The following is a 17,884-nucleotide window of genomic DNA, read 5'->3' as shown; positions in this document are numbered from 1 at the left end:
ATGACGATCCTGTCCTACCAGAAGGCGCTCGGCCGGGCCCTCGGCGACGAGATGACCCGCGACGAGAACGTGTACGTGCTCGGCGAGGACGTGCGGGTCGGGGTGTCCAACGTGACCGCCGGGCTGCTCGGCCGGTTCGGCCCCGACCGGGTGATCGACACGCCGCTGTCGGAGCAGGCGTTCACCAGCTTCGCCACCGGTACGGCCCTGATGGGCATGCGGCCGGTCGTGGAGTTCCAGATCCCCTCCCTGCTGTTCCTGACGTTCGAGCAGATCGCCAACCAGGCGCACAAGTTCTCGCTCATGACGGGCGGGCAGGCCCGCGTGCCGGTGACCTTCCTGGTGCCCGGGTCCGGGTCGCGGCTGGGCTGGGCGGGCCAGCACTCCGACCACCCGTACAGCCTGTTCGCGCATGTGGGGGTCAAGACGGTCGTGCCCGCCACCCCGGCCGACGCGTACGGGCTGCTCGCCTCCGCCATCCGCGACGACGACCCGGTGGTGGTGTTCGCGCCCGCGGGCGCGCTGGGCCAGCGCGCGGACGTCGACCTGGCGGCGCTGTCGCCCGTGCCGCTGGGCGTGGGGAGGGTCGCCCGGCCGGGCACGGACGTGACCGTGGTGGCCGTCGGCCACCACGTCACCGACGCGCTCGCGGTCGCCGACGACCTGCGCGACGAGGTGTCCGTCGAGGTGTTCGACCCGCGCACGGTGTACCCGTTCGACTGGGCGGGCCTGGCCGCCTCCCTGGAGCGCACCGGCCGCCTCGTCGTGATCGACGACTCGAACCGGTCCTGCGGGCTGGGCGCGGAGGTTCTGGCCACCGCGGCGGAGGAGATGCGCCTGGTGACCCCGCCCCGGCGGGTGACCCGGCCCGACGGTGCCGTGCTGCCCTTCGCCGAGGCGCTCGACCGCGCCCTCCAACCCAGCCGGGCCCAGCTCACGACCACGATCCAGGCGGTGATGAAGGCCCCGTAGCCGGGGCACGATAGGTTTGTCGTAGGTGTGCCGGGAAGGCTGGTCGGCGGTGTCCTTACCGTGTCCAGCCGAAGGAGCCCCATGACGGGTGCACCACCGCACCGCACCGACCGCCTGTTCGAGCGCGGCACCTGGTCGGAGGTCCGCCGCGTCGCCGATATCCTGCGCGCCGAGACGGTCGGCGGGGCGCTGCTGCTCGGCGCGGCCGTCGTGGCGCTGGTGTGGGCCAACTCGCCCTGGGCGTCCGCCTACACGGACCTGACCAATCTCCGCGTGGGCCCGCCCGCGCTGCATCTTGACCTCACGCTCGGCCAGTGGGCGGCGGACGGCCTGCTCGCGATCTTCTTCTTCGTGGCCGGGCTCGAGCTGAAGCGCGAGTTCGTCGCCGGGGACCTGCGCGAGCCGCGCCGCGCGCTGCTGCCCGTCGCGGCCGCCGTCGGCGGCATGGTCCTGCCGGCGGTGATCTACGTCGCGATCAACTCGGCCTCCGGTGGGCCCCTGTCCGGCTGGGCGGTGCCGACCGCGACCGACATCGCGTTCGCCCTGGCGGTGCTGGGCATCATCAGCACCCACCTGCCGGCGGCGCTGCGCACCTTCCTGCTCACCCTGGCGGTCGTGGACGACCTCCTGGCGATCATCATCATCGCCGTCTTCTACACCAGCGCCCTGCACCTGCTGCCGCTCGCCGCGGCCGTGGTGCCGCTCGGCCTGTTCGCGCTGCTGGTGCAGCGCCGGGTCCGGTCCTGGTGGCTGCTCGTCCCGCTCGCGGTGGTGACCTGGGCCCTGGTGCACGCCTCGGGGGTGCACGCGACCGTGGCCGGCGTGCTGCTGGCCTTCACGGTCCCGGTGCTCCGGCGGACCCCGGGCCCCGGGCCGGGCCTGGCCGAACACTTCGAACACCGGCTGCGGCCCCTGTCCGCGGGCTTCGCGGTGCCCCTGTTCGCGTTCTTCGCCGCCGGGGTGTCCCTCACGGGGTCCGGCGGCCTCGGCGCCGTGCTGCGCGACCCCGTCACCATCGGCATCGTCACCGGCCTGGTCGTCGGCAAGTGCCTGGGCGTGCTGGGCGCGACGTGGCTGGTGCAACGGACCACCCGGGCCACGCTGAGCGCGGGTGTGAGCTGGTGGGACGTGCTCGGGCTGTCGCTGCTGGCCGGCATCGGGTTCACGGTGTCGTTGCTCATCAGCGAACTCGCGTTCGGCCCCGGCAGCACCCACAACGAACACGCCAAGCTGGGCATCCTCGCCGGCACGGTGATCGCCGCCGCGCTGGCCGCCCTGGTGCTGCGTACCCGCAACCGGCACTACCGGCGCCTGCGCGAGGCGGAGGAGGCCGACACCGACTCCGACGGCGTACCCGACGTCTACGCGCAACCCGACGCCCCCGGGCCGGAGCGAGGGCTATCCGCCGGATAGCCGGCGGAGTACCCTCATCGACAGGCGTGCCGGGAAGTCTGGTCGGCGATCATGATCCGTTTCGCGACCAGAAGGACGTCCGCACATGAGCGATTCTGTGCTGCGCACCGTCAGCCTCACCAAACGGTACGGCCGGCTGACGGCCGTCGATGACCTCACCCTTGATGTCGAAGCCGGCGAGGTCTTCGGCTTCCTCGGCCCGAACGGCGCGGGCAAGTCCACGACGATCCGGATGCTCCTCGGCCAGGTCCGCCCCACCGCCGGCCGGGCGACAGTCGCCGGCATCGACGCCGCCGACGTGGCGCGGGCGCACCGCAACCTGGCCTATGTGCCTGCCGATGTGGCGCTGTGGCCCCAGCTGACCGGTGCGGAGATCCTGCACCTGCTGGCCCGCACCGGGCCGGGCACCGATGTCGCCTACCGCGACGAGCTCGTCGAACGGTTCGACCTTGACACCTCGCGCCGGGCCCGGACCTACTCGACCGGCAACCGGCAGAAGGTCGCCCTGGTCGCGGCGTTCGCCACCCGAGCACCGGTACTGATCCTGGACGAACCCACCAGTGGGCTCGATCCGTTGATGGAGCGTGAGTTCCGGGCCGCCGTGATCCGTGCCCGCGACCGTGGCCAGACCGTGTTCCTCAGTTCCCACCAGCTCGCCGAGGTCGAGGCCGTCTGCGACCGGGTCGCCATCCTGCGCGCCGGCCGGCTGGCCGAGGTGGCGTCCGTCCCGCAGTTGCGCGCCCTGCATCGGGCCGAGGTCACCGTCACCTACACCGGAGCGCCCCCGGACCTGACCGACGTCGCCGGCGTCGACGCCATCGCGGCCGACGGGGACTGCGGCGTGCGTTTCGCACTGAGCGGGCCACCGGCGCCAGCGCTACGGGCGCTCGCCCGTGCTGAGGTGACGGCACTCGCCGTGCGGGAGCCCAGCCTCGAGGAGATCTTCCTCGACTACTACGGCGCGGAGCACGCCGGATGAGCACGGGAACGAACACCCGCGACCGCGCGCCCGGACGCGCCGTGACGGGTCTCGCCCTGCGCCAGGTACGCCGCGGTGGGCTGATCATGGTGCTGTTCGCCGCGACCATGCCCGCGATCGTGGTGGGCACCTACGGCAGCGTGACGGCGGACCCGACCGCCATGGCGAGCCTGTCCGCCCTCGCGACGAATCCGGCCATCCGGACCCTGTTCGGAGAACCGCTCGCCCTCGACACGGCCGGCGGCTTCACCGTGTGGCGGATCGGCACGGTCCTCGCGGTGGCTCTCGGGGTCTGGTCGGTGCTGACGGTCACCCGCACCACGCGCGGCGAGGAGGAGGCCGGCCGCTGGGGCGTCCTTCTCGCGGGTCTGATGACCCCCCGCCAGGTCATGATCCGGCACATCGCCGTTGTCTCGGGGGTCGCGGTCGCGGCGGGGACAGCGGTCACCGCCGTGCTGTGGACCGCCGGTCCGGACCGTGTCTCCTCCATCGTGTTCGGCGCCGGCCTGGCCGGCGCGGGGCTCTTCGCCGCCGCCGTCGCCGCGCTCGCCGCTCAGGTCTTCCCGACCCGCGCGCCGGCCACCGGCGCCACGATCGCCCTGCTGGGCGTCGGCCTGCTGATGCGCATGGTGGGCGACGGCCTGCCATGGCTGGGCTGGTTGCGGTGGTTGTCGCCGTTCGGGCTGCTCGCTGTCAGCAGCCCGTACCACGGCGACCACCCGCTGCCGCTGCTGGCCCTGTACGGCGGCACCGCACTCATCGCCGCCGCGGCCGTCGCGGCGGCGGGACACCGCGACATCGGCGGCGGCCTCGTCAACCCGACGGCCGGTCGGCGTGCCCGGCTGCGGCTGCTCGGCTCCGTGGCGGCGTTCGCCGTCCGCCGCGCGATCGGCCCCGTCGGGGCATGGTCGGCCGGCATCGCCGCGTACTTTCTGCTCATCGGGCTGACGGCCGCCTCGGTGACGGATTTTCTGGCTGACAACACGGTCTTCACGGACAGCGCCGCCCGAGCCGGGTTCGTCGGGCTCGACGCGGTCAAGGGCTTCACCGCGACGCTCTTCACGCTCCTCGCACTGCCCGTGGGCGCCTTCACCGCCGTGCGGATGGGCGCGTTCGTCGCGGCCGAGGGCGAGCGGCGGCTGGCCCCGCTGGCCGCCCAGCCGGTCAGCCGGATCCGGCTGCTCGGCGCCGACGTGGTCGCCACCACCGGCGGTGCTCTTCTGCTCGTCACCGTCGCCGCGTTGGCGACCTGGGTGGGTGTCACGGCGGTCGGCGGCGGCCTGTCGCTCCCGGAGGCGCTCTACGGCACCTGGAACACGCTGCCGATCGTGCTGCTCAGCCTCGGCGCGGCGACCCTGGCCACGGGCTGGGTACCGCGCCTCGCGCTCCTCGCCGGCCTCCTGCCGGCGACCGGGGGATTCCTGTTCAAGGTCATCGCCGAGAGCACGGACGCGCCCGCCCGGGTGCTCTCCGCTTCGCCGTTCGCGCACCTGGCGCCCGTACCCTTCGCCGAGGCCGATGCGGCCGGATCCGTCGCGATGACGAGCCTGGCCGTCCTCATGATCATGGCGGGCGCGGTCGGCTACCGCCTCCGCGACCTACGCGGCTGAGGTGACGTCGAGGCGCCTTTGACGAAACGTGGCGCCACGTTCCGTAATCGGGTGGGGCGGCGCTGGCATGATGTCCATGCCCAGGTCCCCGGGCCGCCGACGTGGAGCGGCGCACCGGGCCATGATCGGAAGCGGAGGCGCGCCGTGCGCGATGATCGTCAGTCGGGTGCGACGCCGCGCACGCCCCACGGCCACCACCACGACCACGGCGACCTGCCGGCGGCCCCGCGCCGGACCGTACGCCTCACGGCGGCCGTGCTCGTGCCCGCCGCGCTGGCCACCCTCATCGCCATGATCATGCTGTGGCCGGGCGGCCGGGACAGACCGGAGGAAGCGCCCGACGCGCCGCGGGTGGCCGGGCAGGTGCTCGCGGTCGGCCTGGTCCCCTGCCCGCTGGCGCCCGACGGCAGCCCCGCCTCGCCCTCCGCGCCGACCCGGTGCGGCACCGTCACCGTGCGCCTGTCCGACGGCCAGACGATCACGACGGAGATCCCCTCAGGGCCGGGCGCCCCCCACGTCGAGGTCGACGACCGGGTCATCCTGCTCTACCTGGACAACGCCATGAGCGGCAGCCCGTACCACATCGTCGACCACGACCGGGGGCGGGCGCTCTGGGTGCTCGCGGCCGCGTTCGTGCTGGCCGTGGTCGCCTTCGGCCGGTGGCGCGGGCTCGCCGCGCTGGCCGGGCTCGCCGTCACGTTCGGCGTCCTGCTGCTGTTCGTGGTGCCCGCCATCCTGGAGGGCGCCTCGCCGCTGCTGGTCGCCATCGTGGGCGCCGCGGCGGTCATGCTCGTCGTGCTGTACCTGACGCACGGCCTGTCCGTCACGACGTCGATGGCCGTGCTCGGCACCCTGGTCAGCCTGGTCCTCACCGGGCTGCTGTCCGCCGCGGCCACGGCGGTCACCCGGCTGTCCGGCGTGTCCAGCGAGGAGTCCAGCTTCCTCACCATGAACTTCCCCGACGTGAACATGCACGGCCTGCTGCTGGCCGGCATCCTGATCGGGTCGCTCGGCGTGCTCGACGACGTGACCGTCACCCAGGCGTACACGGTGCGCGAACTGGCCCACGCCAACCCGGGCCTCGGCTTCGCCGAGCTGTACCGCCGGGCGGCGCGCGTCGGGCGCGCCCACATCGCGTCGGTGATCAACACCATCATCCTGGCGTACGCGGGCGCGTCGCTGCCGCTCCTGCTGCTCATCGCCGCCGGCAACCGGCCGCTGGACGAGGTCCTCACCAACCAGCTCATCGCCGGCGAGATCGTCCGCAGCGTGGTCGGCACGATCGGGCTCATCGCCGCCGTCCCGATCACCACCGCGCTGGCCGCCCTGGCCATCCGCCGCGGCACGCCGCCCCCGGTGCGCCGACCGCGGCGGCCGGACCCGCTGGAGCTGGCGTGGGAGGCCGGCGGCGACGCCCCGGCACGCCCGGCCGCGACACGTCCCTGACCCGGTTCAGGCGATGGCCCCCTCGAGCGGCGCCGGGACGCGGGCCGGGTCGAGGGCGAGGGTCAGCCGGCGGGCGTAGGCGGCCTTGCGGCCGCTGGTGGTGCCGAGGAAGCGGCGCAGCTGCCGGTCCATGGGTCGCCCGCGCTGGGCGGGCTGGTTCTGGAACAGCCGGAACCGGGCCAGATCGCGCCCGGCGTCGAGGACCCGCTCGACGCCGTCGTGGCCGAGTGCCCGGATCAGTTCGTCCTCCAGGTCGGCCTCGCAGACGAAGAACCCGAGGTCGGCCAGCCCTGCCCGGCCGGGGCCCGGCTCGCGGCCGATCCCGGCGAGCGCGCGGCGCGCGTACTCCTCCTCGCCCACGTCGAACAGGCCGCGCACGCCGACGGCGAGTCGGCCCGCGGACAGCACGCGCAGGAACCGGGCGATGCTCATCGCGCCGCCCATGGGCACGACACACACGCCGTCGGCGGCCAGGTCGCGTCCCCGCAGCGCGGCGAGGGCCTCCAGCGCCGCGAGGTCGCTGACCCCCTCCACAAGGATGATCGTCGTCAGGCCGGCCGCGCGGGCCCGCGCCGCCCCGGCGGCGGCCGGGTCGCCGGCCGCCCACGCGCTCAGCGCGGCACGGAACCGGTCGGCGTCGAACACGCCCACCAGTCTCGCGGCAGGGGTCGCCGGTCGTCACCCCGATATGCGGCTGGGGCGGGCGTGGGAGTCCCACGCCCGCCCCAGCCGTCGGGTCAGTCCTCCTGGAAGTACGAGATGAGGCGCAGCATCTCCAGGTAGAGCCAGACCAGCTCCACGAGGATGCCGAACGCCCCCAGCCAGCCGTACTTGCGGGGCAGGCCGGCGGCGATGCCCTCCTCGATCTGGGCGAAGCTGACGACGAACATGAGCGCCGCGACAACGATGCAGATCAGGGAGAAGCCGATGGCGATGATGCCGCCGTCGCGCAGCGGGCCGGCCGAGCCGGTGAAGATCGAGATGCCGAAGTTGAGCAGCATGACGACCGCGAGGCCGGTGGCCGCGCCGACGACGACCTTCATGAACTTCGGCGTGGCCCGGATGACGCGCGACTTGTAGAGGAACGCCATGATGAAGAAGACGCTCAGGGTCGCGATGACCGCCTGCAGGACGATGCCGGACCATCGGGTCTCGAACGCCTTCGAGACCGCGCCGAGGAACACGCCCTCGACGACCGCGTAGGTCAGCAGCACGACCGGGTTGGTGACCTGGGCGAACGAGATGACCAGGCCGAGGACGAGGCCGATCAGCATGGCGGCGATCCACGTGGCGAACATCGCCGTGGGCGGCACGATGACCCAGGTGACCGCGGCGGCCACGACGGCGGTGCCGACCAGGGCGATGGTCTTCACGACCACGTCGTCGATGGACATGCGCTCACCATCGGTGAGCGGCGGCATCTGGTCATACCCGACGGGCTGCCCGTAGCCGGGGGCACCGTAGGTCTGACCGCCGTAGGAGTACGGCTGCTGGGGGGCAGCCGGCTGGTGGCCGACCGGGGTGAGCCGGGCCAGCACCGGGTTGGAAGATCTCATGCGGCTTGATGTCCTTTCAGAGGTCAGCAGAGTACCGGAACTCAGAACTCGCCGAAGTCCCCACCGAAGTCCCCGCCGAAGTCCCCGAAACCGGCGTCCGCCAGGCCTGGGTCCTCCAACCCGGCCCCGGCGGCCGCCTCGGCCACGTCCGGCTCGAACGCGTCGCCGATCATGTCGCCGATCATCATTCCGCCGAGGAAGCCGAGGGCCGCGCCGCCGACGCCCATCGCCACCGCGCCCGCCATCGACGGCCGGCCGTGGTAGCCGGAGTACTTGTAGCCGCCCCGGTGGCCGTACTGGGCGTGGGCGGGGCCGTGCGACTGCAGGAACGCGCCGGAACCGACGCCCGCGGCGGGCGCCTGGTTGAGCTTGGCCAGCGCGTTGACCAGCCAGCGGTCGACCTCGCCGCTCCAGCCGCCCTCCGTGTTGGACAGGCGCCGGATGTCCTCGGCGGACAGGGTGTACCGGTCCGGCGTGCCGGGCCGGCCGGCGAGGTCGGCCAGGACGGTCGCGCCCGCGTCGCCGCCCAGCACGGTGAACGTGACCTGCGGGACGTGCGGGCCGGGCGGTTGGCCCTCGGGCAGCGGGGCCCAGAAGGTGATGGCCTGGGCGGCCGGGACCGGCAGGCCGGTCAGGTGGCCGGGGCGCAGCTCGCTGCGCACGAACCGGCTGCCGATGAGGCCGAGGGTGTCCATGATGCGCTGATGGACGTCGGCCGCCTCCACGAGCAGCGGGTCGAAGTCGCCCTTGGCGCTGCCCGACGCCACGGACACCTCGGTCCGCACGCCGAGCTGGATGCCGGGCAACTGCTGTCCGAACAGTACGGTGAACGGCGTGTGCTCCGGCAGCGGGACGCTGAACGGGATCTGCTGCTGCGTGCCGTCGCCCACGTGGATGCCGCCGGCGACCGGGAACCGGGCCAGCTCGACCTCGCCCGCCCGGCTGGAGGCGACCAGGTAGAGGGTGATCGCGGTAATGTCCGTGGCGGACCTGGCGCGCAGGTTCACCTGTCCGGACAGGTGCCCGCCCGCCGGGGCCGGGTGCGGGGGCAGCACCGTGTCCACCTCGACACCGCCGAGGCCGAGGCTGGCCAGGATCTTCTTGAAGACCATCAGGTTCCTTCCTAGATGTCCGGTAGGCTCTGCCCGCGACGCGACACTAGCACGTGCAACTGTACGGTTGGCGGAAGGAGAGGACGTGCCCGACTTGATGCGCATTGGCGAACTGGCCGCGGCGGCCGGCGTCTCCAACCGCACTGTCGACTTCTACACCAACCTGGGGCTCATCCACCCGGCCGGACGCACCAGCGGCGGCTTCCGGCTCTACGACCCGGCCACGGTCGAGCTCATCGGTACGATCCGGCAGCTGGAGGCCTCGGGCCTGGGCCTGGAGGACGTCGCGCGACAGTTCGCGGGCGCCTCGGCCACCGACCTGTCGGACATCATCGCCCGGCTCGGCCACGACGTGGAGGCGCTGCGCGCGCTCGCCGAGACCGCGGGGTCGGCCGCCAACGGGGTCGCCGCCACCCTCGCCATCCGCGCCCACCATCTGATCACCCTGGCATCCGAGTTGCTCACGGTCATGCCCCACGGGTAGACCTGGCCGGAGGCAACCGACCAAAGGATGTGACCCGGCGTGGGCGGCTACGGCACCCAGATCCTGATCGTCCTCGTTCTGATGCTGCTCAACGGGGCCCTGTCCGGCAGCGAGATGGCGCTGATCTCGCTGCGCGAGTCGCAGATCAAGCGCCTGGAGCGCTCGTCGAAGGGCGGCAAGGTCCTCGCCCGGCTCTCCCGCGACCCCAACCGGTTCCTCGCCACCATCCAGATCGGCATCACCCTCGCCGGGTTCCTCGCCTCCGCCTTCGCGGCCACGTCGCTGGCCAAGCCGCTGGTCGAGCCCCTGGGCTTCCTCGGCGGCGCGGCCGAGGCCGCCGCCATCGTGGCGGTCACCCTCGTCCTGACCTTCCTCACGCTGGTACTCGGGGAGTTGGCACCCAAGCGCATCGCCATGCAACGGGCCGAGGGGTGGGCCCTCGCCGCCGCCCGCCCGCTGGACTTTCTGGCCACGGCGTCCCGCCCGATCGTGTGGCTGCTGGCGAAGTCCACCGACTTCGTGGTGCGCCTGGTCGGCGCCGACCCGCGCGCCAACCGCGCGGAGATCACCACCGAGGAGATCCGCGAGCTCGTCGTCGCGCAGCGCGGCTTCACCACCCAGCAACGGCAGATCATCGCGGGCGCGTTCGAGATCACCGAACGCGACGTGCGGGACATCCTCATCCCCCGCGGCGAGGTGACCGTCCTCAACGGGGCGCTGCCGGTCGACGAGGCGCTGCGCGTTCTCACCGACTCCGGCCACACCAGGGCCCCCGTGGTGGGCCAGCGCGGCCTCGACGACCTGCTCGGCATCGTGCACCTGCGCGACCTGCTGCCCAGCGCGGAGGGCGGCCCGACCGCGGCCGACCGGGTCCGCCCGCCGATGATGCTGCCCGAGACTCTGGCGGTCGCCGACGCCATGCGCCAGATGCGCCACAAACGCGAGCAGTTCGCTCTCGTCGTCAACGAGCACGGCACGATCGACGGCATCATCACCCTGGAGGACCTCATCGAGGAGGTCGTCGGCGAGATCTACGACGAGACCGACCGCGACGTTCAGGCCGTCATCCGCGAGGACGAGCAGACCTTCCTGGTGGCCGGTTCGTTCCCCATCCACGACCTGCCGGACATCGGCATCGACACGGACACGATCGCGGACGCGGACTACACCACGATCGCCGGCCTGTTGCTCGACCGGCTCGGCCACATCCCCACCGCGCCGGGCGAGGTCGTGACCCTCCCCCGGTTCACCGCGGAGATCACCCAGGTCACGGACCGCGCGATCACCCAGGTGCGGCTGCGCCTCACGCCGACCGTTTGACCCGGTCGCGGGCGGGTAAGCCCACGCCGTGACGTCGTACTGGATGCGAACCACCGCGCGCGGGGATCATCCCGCGCTGCGCGAGGACACGACCGCTGACGTGGTCGTCGTCGGCGGCGGCATCGCCGGCCTGTGCACGGCATGGGAACTGGCGCGGGCCGGCCGCCGCGTCGTCCTGCTGGAGGCCGGCCGGATCGCGGAGGCCAGCACCGGCAACACGACCGCCAAGGTGACCGCGCTGCACGGCGCCAAGTACGCCGACCTCGGCGACCGGGCCGGCCTGTACGCGCAGTCGCAGACCGATGCCCTCGCACGCATGTCGGCCGCCGCCGGGACGCTCGGCGTCGACTGCGAATGGGAGACCCGCGACGCCTACACGTACGCCGTCGGGGACGACGCCGCGCAGTCGCTGCAGCGCGAGGCCCGCGCCGCCGCCGAGGCCGGCCTGCCGGCCGAGTTCGTCACCACCACGCCGCTGCCGTACCCGGTCGCCGGCGCGGTCCGCGTCAGCGGGCAGGCGCAGTTCCACCCGCGCAAGTTCCTCCTGGCGCTCACCGCCGACCTGATCCGGCTCGGCGCCCGGGTGTTCGAGGACAGCCGGGTGGTGGAGTTCGCCGAGGGCCACGTGACGGTGAGCTCCGGGGCCGGGGTGGCCGCGCCGGACATCGTCATCACGACGGGCTTCCCCGTCTGGGACCGGCCCGAGCTGTTCGCCCGGCTGACCCCCAAACGCGAGCTGGTCGTCGCCGCCGCCATCCCCGCGTCGGCGGACCCGGGCGGCATGTTCCTCGGCGTCGACGACGACCGGTCCGTGCGCACGGCGCCGTACGAGGGCGGGCAGCGGCTGCTGATCGTCACCGGCGAGACGTACAAGCCGGGCGAGGCCGGCGTCGACGAGCGCTACGCCCGGCTCACGGACTGGATGACGACCCACTTCCCGGCGGCCTCCGCCGACTTCCGCTGGTCCGCGCAGGACTACACGGCCACCGACGGCGTACCGTTCGTCGGCCCGTACCCCGGCCACGACCACGTGTGGGTGGCCACCGGATTCGGCGCCTGGGGCATGACCAACGCCATGATGGCCGGCGCTCTGCTGACCGCCCGCATCACCGGCGACGGGCAACCGCCGTGGGCCGGCCTCTACGACCCGCGCCGACTGCACCCGCTGAAGGAGGCGCCGAGCCTGGCCCGCAACGCGTTCACGGTGACCAGGAACCTGGTGGGTGAGCGGATCGGCTCGCCCGACACCACCGTGGACAAGCTGGCACCCGGGCAGGGCGCGGTCGTCTCGGTCGACGGCACCCGCACGGCCGCCTTCCGCGACGACGACGGCGAACTGCACCTGGTGTCGGCCACCTGCACGCACCAGGGCTGCGTCGTCGGCTTCAACGACGCGGAGCGTACGTGGGACTGCCCGTGTCACGGTTCGCGGTTCGGCGTCGACGGCGAGGTCCTGCAGGGTCCGGCGATATCGGCCCTGAAGCCGGTCACGCCGAAGGCGTGACACTCGGAGTACCACGTCTCGCGGAATCGGACGCGCCAGCGTTTCCTCAGCAGACTCTCCGGCGCCTGTTACCTCTTCCCGCCGACTTCCGTCATAGGGGCAACAGCCAAGCGTCGAAGTGGAGAGCGGGATGCTGAGGAACATCATGTATGTGACGGTCTACGTGACCGATCAGGACCGCGCGTTGAAGTTCTACACGCAGGGGCTCGGCCTGGAAAAGCATATCGACCATACCGGGCCGAATGGACGCTTCCTCACCGTGGGCGTTGCCGACAGCCCTGTCAAGATCCTTCTTTGGTCGCATCCACCGGCCGCAGGACAACCGGTCGAGCCGGGCATCACGCCCGGTCCGCTCTTCCTGGAGTCGGACGACCTGCGCAAGGACTTCGAGGTCCTGCGCCAACGAGGCGTGACCTTCCACGAGCAAGAACCGGTGGACTACGAGTTCGGTGTTCGCATCGAGGCGGTGGACCCGGACGGCAACCGGATCTCGCTGCGCCAGCCGCGCCAAGGAAACTGACGAGGTGACTGACACCAGCCGGACGAACCTGGTGGCCGAGGCGTTTGAGGCTCAGCGCGACCGGCTGCGCGCGGTCGCCTATCGCATGCTCGGGTCGCACGCCGATGCCGAGGATGTGGTCCAGGAGGCTTGGCTGCGGCTCGCCCGCCAGGACGCGGAGACCATCGAGAACCTGGCGGGCTGGCTGACCACGGTGGTCGGCCGGATCAGCCTGGATGTTCTGCGCGCGCGCCAGGCCCGCCCGGAGGCGTCCTACGACAGCGGTCTGCCCGAGTTCGTGGTGACGGTCGACAACGGCCCCGCGCCAGAAGACGACGTGGAGCTCGCCGACTCGGTCGGGCTCGCGCTGCTCGTCGTCCTCGAGTCGCTCAAGCCGAGCGAGCGGCTAGCGTTCGTGCTGCACGACCTGTTCGCGGTGCCGTTCGATGAGATCGGACAGGTCCTCGGCAAGTCCGCCGACGCGGCCAAGATGCTCGCCAGCCGCGCCCGCAAGAAGGTACGCGGGGCCGCGCGGCCGACGGTCGCCCGGCGCGAGCAGCAGGAGGTGGTCCAGGCATACCTGGCGGCGGCTCGCCACGGCGACTTCGAAGGGCTGTTGCGCGTCCTCGACCCCGAGGTGAGGCTGACCGTCGACGGCGCCGATGGCGTGGTCGTGATCCTCGGCGCCACCAGGATCGCCGCCGGCGCGCAGCGGTTCGCTGCCACAGCCGCGTGGGCACAAGCAGCGCTCGTCAACGGCCAGCCCGGCATCGCGTCCTGGCGCGCTGACGGTACCCCGCTCTCGGTCGCCGCGTTCACCGTCGTGAATGGTCAGATCGCCGGCATCGCGGTCGTGAGCGACCCGGCCAAGCTCGCCTCGATGGACCTGCCGAATCCCGGGTGAGTCACCGCCGGCCGCAACCCGCCTCAGCTGGCGCGCACGACCGGGCGAATCATGGTTGCCTCCCCTTGACCCACATCGCTACGGTGCACCGGTCGGAAGGGACATGATGCCGAAGCTGAACCAGATCATCGCCGTGGAGAAGGGCGTCAAGAGCCGGTCGCTGCAGGAGCTGACCGAGGCGCACCACGCCGTGCAGAAGCCCGCGCTGCTGTCGGGCATCGCGCGCACGTACCAGCCGAAGGACGAGGAGGGCGAGCAGCTGCCGCCCGAGTCGACGAAGGTGCAGGTGCGCGCGGAGGAGGTGATCCGGCAGGTCACGGCGACCCTGACCCGGCTGTTCGACGTGACCGCGACGAAGGACGCGACGAACCGGGTCGCGGTGGCCGATGTGGTCGTCGACGGCCGCACGCTGCTGTCCGACGTGCCCGTGCCATACCTGCTGTTCCTGGAGAAGCAGCTCACCGACCTGCACACCTTCGTCAAGAAGCTGCCGGTGCTCGACGCCGCCGAGTCGTGGGTGTTCAACGACTCCGCCGACTGCTGGTCGACCGAGCCGGTGCGTACCATCCGCACGAAGAGGGTGCCGCGCAACCACGTGAAGGCCGAGGCGACGGAGAAGCACCCGGCCCAGGTCGAGGTGTACTACGAGGACATGGCAATCGGTTACTGGACGACCGTGAAGTTCTCCGGCGCCCTGCCCGCCAAGCGGATCTCCGAGCTGCTGGAGCGGGTGGAGAAGCTGCAGCAGGCGGTGAAGTTCGCCCGCGAGGAGGCCAACGGCGTGGAGGCGGTCGACCGCAAGGCGGGCGAGGCGGTGCTCAGCTACATCTTCGGCTAACCAAGGACTCCCCCGTCGGGAGCGACGGGGGTGCGCGAAAGCGCAGAAGCTGAAACTGAAACGTTCAGCCTGACGACGTGGTGACAGTGCGGGTTCGACTCCCGCCCCCCGCACACAGCGCGCGGGGGTAGCCCAAGCCGGCAGAGGCAGCCACCTCAACATCAGACTCTCGCTCCAGGTTCAGCATTCGCCGCCGAGTGCCATCTCGACCGCAGGTGGAACCCCGCTTCTGGGATGTGGGTTCGACTCCCACCCGCCGCTCCAACACGCGGCGGTGGCTCAATGGCAAAGCACAGAGCGATCAACCTGATCTACCTGCTTAAACGCCGTTGGCACGCGCAAATGGGCGGCAAAGTTGGGGCCCGGGACTGGACACGTCCCGGGCTCCTCCCATGTGGACCCGACGGGTCGACGACACCCGCGCTCTCGCCCTCACCGCGACGTGGTCGCACAGCCGTTACGCCGTACGCATCTCGGCCAGGTCGGTCGCCGACCGCAGGAGCAGCAGGCCAACGGCCGTGGTGAGCGCGACGGCCCCGAGCGCGCCCGCGCCGAGCACGGCCAGGTGGTCGAACGGCACCGGTACCGCCCGGACGAACTCCGGCACCCACGTCCGCTCGAGCCGCGCGCCCGGCTCGGCGCAGACTGCCGCGTCCCCGGCAACACACAGATTCTCGGAGAACCCGCCGGTGCGCACCTCGCCGCCGAAGACACGGACCAGCGCGGCGCCGAGGAAGAGCGCGACAACGACGGCCGGCACCGCGGGCGCGAGCGTCTGTAGCAATGCGGCCCGGGCCAGGACCGCCCGGGGCACCCCGGTCGCGACCAGCGCGGCGTACGCGCGCCGTCGGGACACCATGCCTCGACGACCGCGACCAGCATGGCGGCAGCGGACAGCGTGATGGCGACCGCGACGACACCGTTGACCAGGTTGTACGCCGTGGTGTGAAACTCCGCCGTCTGATTCGGATAGGACTCGGTACCCTGCTGCGCGGCGTACCAGCGGGCCTTGGCCGCCTCGGCGTCCAGGGTCGTCGTGATGAGGGCGCGCATGCCGGCTGCGCCCGCGCCGAACAGCACCCCGACCAGCAGGACCGCGAAGACCCGGCTGCCCGCCCACGGGTCGGCCATGAGCCGTCGGCCGGCAAGCAGCGTGGCCGGGCCGCGCGCGAACCGCAGCAGGGTCCGCCCAGTGGCCGCCGCGATCCACCCGGTACCGAAGACCAGCCCACCGGCCGCCACCGCGACGCCCAGCAGCAGCTGCGCGGGAAACACCCAGTCGGGCAGGTCCGGTGCCCACCGGGTGAGTGCCTGCCCGGTGCCGACCAGTGCGATGCCGACGCCCATCAACAGCCCCACCCACATGCGCGGCGCGCGCCGCCGGACCCGGCGCGCGATCCCGTACGGCGTGAACGCCGCGCCGCGCAGCAGCACAACCGCGACGGCGGTGGCCAGCACCGGCAGCCCCACGACGATGGCGACGATGGCCCAGGCGGGTGGCAGCACGTCGGTCGGCAGCGGCAGCCGGCCCTCAGCGTCCGGGCGGTGCAGCACCCGGCGCCCTATCAGGTACACGGCGAGCCCGAGGACCGAGCCCACGACGCTGGCGACGCCGGTCTCCGCCGCGGCGACGAGCGTCGCCTGGCCGGGTGTGGCGCCGGCGAGGCGGATGGCGGCCAGTCGACGGTCGCGGGCCGGCGCGCCGAGTCGGGCACACTGTCCGGCGAGCGCGAGGACGGGGATCGTCAGCAGCGCCAGCGCCATGACGACGCCGGGTCGCAGGCCGGGCTCGACGAGCACTTGCAGTTGGTACTGCCGTGCCCAGTCGTCACTGCCGTTCCGGCTGTCAGCGAAGTGCGGGATCGCGGCCACGGCGGCCGCGACCAGGAACATGAGGGTGGCCAACGACGCGCTCGCGGCGGTCAGGACGACGCGTAGCGTGTCCGTGCGGCTGCCGGCCAGGGCGAGGCGGGCCAGCGTCGCCGGCCTCATCGCGCGGCCCGCGTGCTCAGCCCGAGGCCCGACGGGTCGACCTGACCGTCGCGCAGGCACACCTCGCGGTCGGCGTACCCGGCGACGCGCGCGTCGTGGGTGACCAGGACGACGGTGGTGCGCTGCTCGCGGGCCAACCGCACGAGGTGGCCGAGGACCTGCTCACCGGCGAGGGTGTCCAGCGCTCCGGTGGGCTCGTCGGCGAAGAGCACCCGGGGCTCGGTGACGAGCGCCCTGGCCACCGCGACGCGCTGCTGCTGGCCGCCGGAGACCTCCCCGGGCCGCTGGTCGGCCAGGTCGCGCACGCCCAGCCGGTCCAGCCAGGACAGCGCCGCGGTGCGCGCCTCTCGCCGCCCCGTGCCGGCGAGAAGCAGCGGCAGCGCGACGTTCTCGGCGGCCGTCAGTTCCATGACGAGCTGTCCGAACTGGAACAGCACGCCGAACTCCGTGCGCCGCAGCCGGGCCCGCCCGCTCTCGGACAGGTCGGACACCCGCACGTCGCGGTAGATCACCTCGCCCGCGTCGGGCCGCATGATGCCGGCGAGGCAGTGCAGCAGCGTGGACTTGCCGCAGCCGCTGGGCCCGGTGACGGCGAGGATCTCACCCTCGTCGACCGCGACGGTGACGCCGCGCAGCGCGGGTGTGGCGCCGTAGGAGCGCACGAGCGCTCGACCTTCAATGATCATGTTGACGTACCCCCGAGGATGGCGACGCGCTCCAGGGTGGTGGCGAGCCACCGCAGGTCGGCGTCGAGGTGGGCGATGGCGTAGTCGGCGCCGATGACGTCGGCGAAGTCGGCGTCCGCGTCGTTCTTGGCCGCGGTCAGTTCCCGCAGGCGCCGGGTGTGGGCCTGCCGCTGCGCGGCGAGGTACGCGTGGGCCCGCGCCGGGTCGTCGACCAGCAGCGCGACCGTGACCTTGGCCAGCAGCGCGCTGGCCACGAACGGCGCGGGCGGGTCGATCTGGTCGAGCCAGCCGGCCAGCTCGGCACGGCCGGAGGCGGTGATCTCGTAGACCGTGCGTTCCGGGCCGCCGGCCTGGTCGTGGCCGGCCTCGGTCGCGTAACCGTCCCGCACAAGCCGGCCCAGCGTCGTGTAGACCTGCGCGAACGCCACGGGACGGGCTCGCGGCAGGTGCTGGTCGTACGAGCGCTTGAGCTCGTACCCGTGTTTGGGCCCGGTCGACAGGAGGCCGAGCAGAACGTGCGGCGTGGACACCGGTCAACTATGTACTCAGTTAATAGTCGAAGTCAAGGA

At 72.5% G+C, this 17,884-nt stretch carries 17 protein-coding genes; 11 read left to right on the top strand and 6 right to left on the bottom strand.

Translation table 11 applies throughout. The annotated features are described in order from the left end of the window. From ABD191_RS06290 to ABD191_RS06270, 5 genes are all read left to right on the top strand, one after another. Positions 1 to 972, top strand: coding sequence for an alpha-ketoacid dehydrogenase subunit beta (locus ABD191_RS06290; RefSeq protein WP_344077829.1), 972 nt, complete (start codon positions 1 to 3; stop codon positions 970 to 972). A gap of 81 nt (positions 973 to 1,053) precedes the next feature. Continuing rightward, positions 1,054 to 2,385, top strand: a complete 1,332-nt coding sequence (gene nhaA / locus ABD191_RS06285; protein WP_344077827.1) for a Na+/H+ antiporter NhaA — start codon at positions 1,054 to 1,056, stop codon at positions 2,383 to 2,385. An 85-nt stretch (positions 2,386 to 2,470) separates the two neighbouring features. Then, positions 2,471 to 3,364, top strand: a complete 894-nt coding sequence (locus ABD191_RS06280) for an ABC transporter ATP-binding protein (protein ID WP_344077825.1) — start codon at positions 2,471 to 2,473, stop codon at positions 3,362 to 3,364. Then, on the top strand, positions 3,361 to 4,974 hold the full coding sequence (locus tag ABD191_RS06275) for a hypothetical protein (protein WP_344077822.1): 1,614 nt from the start codon (positions 3,361 to 3,363) through the stop codon (positions 4,972 to 4,974). The genes ABD191_RS06280 and ABD191_RS06275 overlap by 4 nt, the downstream gene beginning before the upstream one ends. Before the next feature lie 213 nt (positions 4,975 to 5,187). Then, entirely contained in the window at positions 5,188 to 6,420 is a 1,233-nt protein-coding gene (locus ABD191_RS06270) for a YibE/F family protein (protein ID WP_425560662.1), read from the top strand. Positions 6,421 to 6,426: 6 nt separating this feature from the next. Here the strand turns inward: ABD191_RS06270 and ABD191_RS06265 are convergent, their stop codons facing one another. From ABD191_RS06265 to ABD191_RS06255, 3 genes are all read right to left on the bottom strand, one after another. Next, positions 6,427 to 7,065: a TOPRIM nucleotidyl transferase/hydrolase domain-containing protein gene (locus ABD191_RS06265; protein WP_344077818.1), complete on the bottom strand. Its 639-nt coding sequence runs from the start codon at positions 7,063 to 7,065 to the stop codon at positions 6,427 to 6,429. A 92-nt stretch (positions 7,066 to 7,157) separates the two neighbouring features. Continuing rightward, positions 7,158 to 7,976 carry a Bax inhibitor-1/YccA family protein gene (locus ABD191_RS06260; RefSeq protein ID WP_344077816.1) on the bottom strand — a complete coding sequence of 273 codons (819 nt, stop codon included), beginning with the start codon at positions 7,974 to 7,976 and terminating at the stop codon, positions 7,158 to 7,160. A gap of 41 nt (positions 7,977 to 8,017) precedes the next feature. Next, complete coding sequence (locus tag ABD191_RS06255; RefSeq protein WP_344077814.1) at positions 8,018 to 9,088, bottom strand: sporulation protein; 1,071 nt, start codon at positions 9,086 to 9,088, stop codon at positions 8,018 to 8,020. A gap of 85 nt (positions 9,089 to 9,173) precedes the next feature. Here ABD191_RS06255 and ABD191_RS06250 point away from each other — a divergent pair, with 85 nt between their 5' ends. From ABD191_RS06250 to ABD191_RS06225, 6 genes are all read left to right on the top strand, one after another. Further along, positions 9,174 to 9,572: a MerR family transcriptional regulator gene (locus ABD191_RS06250; protein ID WP_344077812.1), complete on the top strand. Its 399-nt coding sequence runs from the start codon at positions 9,174 to 9,176 to the stop codon at positions 9,570 to 9,572. Positions 9,573 to 9,611: 39 nt separating this feature from the next. Further along, on the top strand, positions 9,612 to 10,892 hold the full coding sequence (locus ABD191_RS06245; RefSeq protein ID WP_344077809.1) for a hemolysin family protein: 1,281 nt from the start codon (positions 9,612 to 9,614) through the stop codon (positions 10,890 to 10,892). A 28-nt stretch (positions 10,893 to 10,920) separates the two neighbouring features. Then, the gene (locus tag ABD191_RS06240) at positions 10,921 to 12,396 is read left to right on the top strand and encodes an FAD-dependent oxidoreductase (protein WP_344077807.1); all 1,476 of its coding nucleotides are present in this window, start codon (positions 10,921 to 10,923) and stop codon (positions 12,394 to 12,396) included. A gap of 130 nt (positions 12,397 to 12,526) precedes the next feature. After that, positions 12,527 to 12,916, top strand: a complete 390-nt coding sequence (locus ABD191_RS06235) for a VOC family protein (protein WP_344077805.1) — start codon at positions 12,527 to 12,529, stop codon at positions 12,914 to 12,916. A gap of 4 nt (positions 12,917 to 12,920) precedes the next feature. Next, entirely contained in the window at positions 12,921 to 13,799 is an 879-nt protein-coding gene (locus tag ABD191_RS06230; protein ID WP_344077803.1) for a sigma-70 family RNA polymerase sigma factor, read from the top strand. A 106-nt stretch (positions 13,800 to 13,905) separates the two neighbouring features. Beyond that, positions 13,906 to 14,637 (top strand): DUF7873 family protein, encoded by a 732-nt coding sequence (locus ABD191_RS06225; RefSeq protein ID WP_344077865.1) that lies wholly within the window; start codon positions 13,906 to 13,908, stop codon positions 14,635 to 14,637. 432 nt (positions 14,638 to 15,069) lie between these two features. Here the strand turns inward: ABD191_RS06225 and ABD191_RS06220 are convergent, their stop codons facing one another. From ABD191_RS06220 to ABD191_RS06210, 3 genes are read right to left on the bottom strand one after another with little or no spacing between them, the layout of a single operon-like run. Continuing rightward, positions 15,070 to 16,629 (bottom strand): FtsX-like permease family protein, encoded by a 1,560-nt coding sequence (locus ABD191_RS06220; protein ID WP_344077801.1) that lies wholly within the window; start codon positions 16,627 to 16,629, stop codon positions 15,070 to 15,072. After that, on the bottom strand, positions 16,626 to 17,315 hold the full coding sequence (locus ABD191_RS06215; RefSeq protein WP_344077799.1) for an ABC transporter ATP-binding protein: 690 nt from the start codon (positions 17,313 to 17,315) through the stop codon (positions 16,626 to 16,628). Before ABD191_RS06215 ends, ABD191_RS06220 begins: the two co-directional genes overlap by 4 nt. Further along, on the bottom strand, positions 17,312 to 17,845 hold the full coding sequence (locus ABD191_RS06210) for a PadR family transcriptional regulator (RefSeq protein ID WP_344077797.1): 534 nt from the start codon (positions 17,843 to 17,845) through the stop codon (positions 17,312 to 17,314). Before ABD191_RS06210 ends, ABD191_RS06215 begins: the two co-directional genes overlap by 4 nt. Positions 17,846 to 17,884: the final 39 nt, after the last annotated feature.

This window comes from Luedemannella helvata (genome assembly GCF_039528415.1).
In the GTDB taxonomy this organism is placed as follows: Bacteria; Actinomycetota; Actinomycetes; order Mycobacteriales; family Micromonosporaceae; genus Luedemannella; species Luedemannella helvata.
This window is presented reverse-complemented; position numbering and strand designations above follow the sequence as displayed.

Excerpts from the sequence above, each read along its gene's own strand:
- ABD191_RS06225 (WP_344077865.1), top strand. The coding sequence starts at position 13,906 with ATGCCGAAGCTGAACCAGATCATCGCCGTGGAGAAGGGCGTCAAGAGC.
- ABD191_RS06260 (WP_344077816.1), bottom strand. The coding sequence starts at position 7,976 with ATGAGATCTTCCAACCCGGTGCTGGCCCGGCTCACCCCGGTCGGCCAC.
- ABD191_RS06220 (WP_344077801.1), bottom strand. The coding sequence starts at position 16,629 with ATGAGGCCGGCGACGCTGGCCCGCCTCGCCCTGGCCGGCAGCCGCACG.
- ABD191_RS06275 (WP_344077822.1), top strand. The coding sequence starts at position 3,361 with ATGAGCACGGGAACGAACACCCGCGACCGCGCGCCCGGACGCGCCGTG.
- ABD191_RS06215 (WP_344077799.1), bottom strand. The coding sequence starts at position 17,315 with ATGATCATTGAAGGTCGAGCGCTCGTGCGCTCCTACGGCGCCACACCC.
- nhaA (WP_344077827.1), top strand. The coding sequence starts at position 1,054 with ATGACGGGTGCACCACCGCACCGCACCGACCGCCTGTTCGAGCGCGGC.
- ABD191_RS06235 (WP_344077805.1), top strand. The coding sequence starts at position 12,527 with ATGCTGAGGAACATCATGTATGTGACGGTCTACGTGACCGATCAGGAC.
- ABD191_RS06280 (WP_344077825.1), top strand. The coding sequence starts at position 2,471 with ATGAGCGATTCTGTGCTGCGCACCGTCAGCCTCACCAAACGGTACGGC.
- ABD191_RS06290 (WP_344077829.1), top strand. The coding sequence starts at position 1 with ATGACGATCCTGTCCTACCAGAAGGCGCTCGGCCGGGCCCTCGGCGAC.
- ABD191_RS06255 (WP_344077814.1), bottom strand. The coding sequence starts at position 9,088 with ATGGTCTTCAAGAAGATCCTGGCCAGCCTCGGCCTCGGCGGTGTCGAG.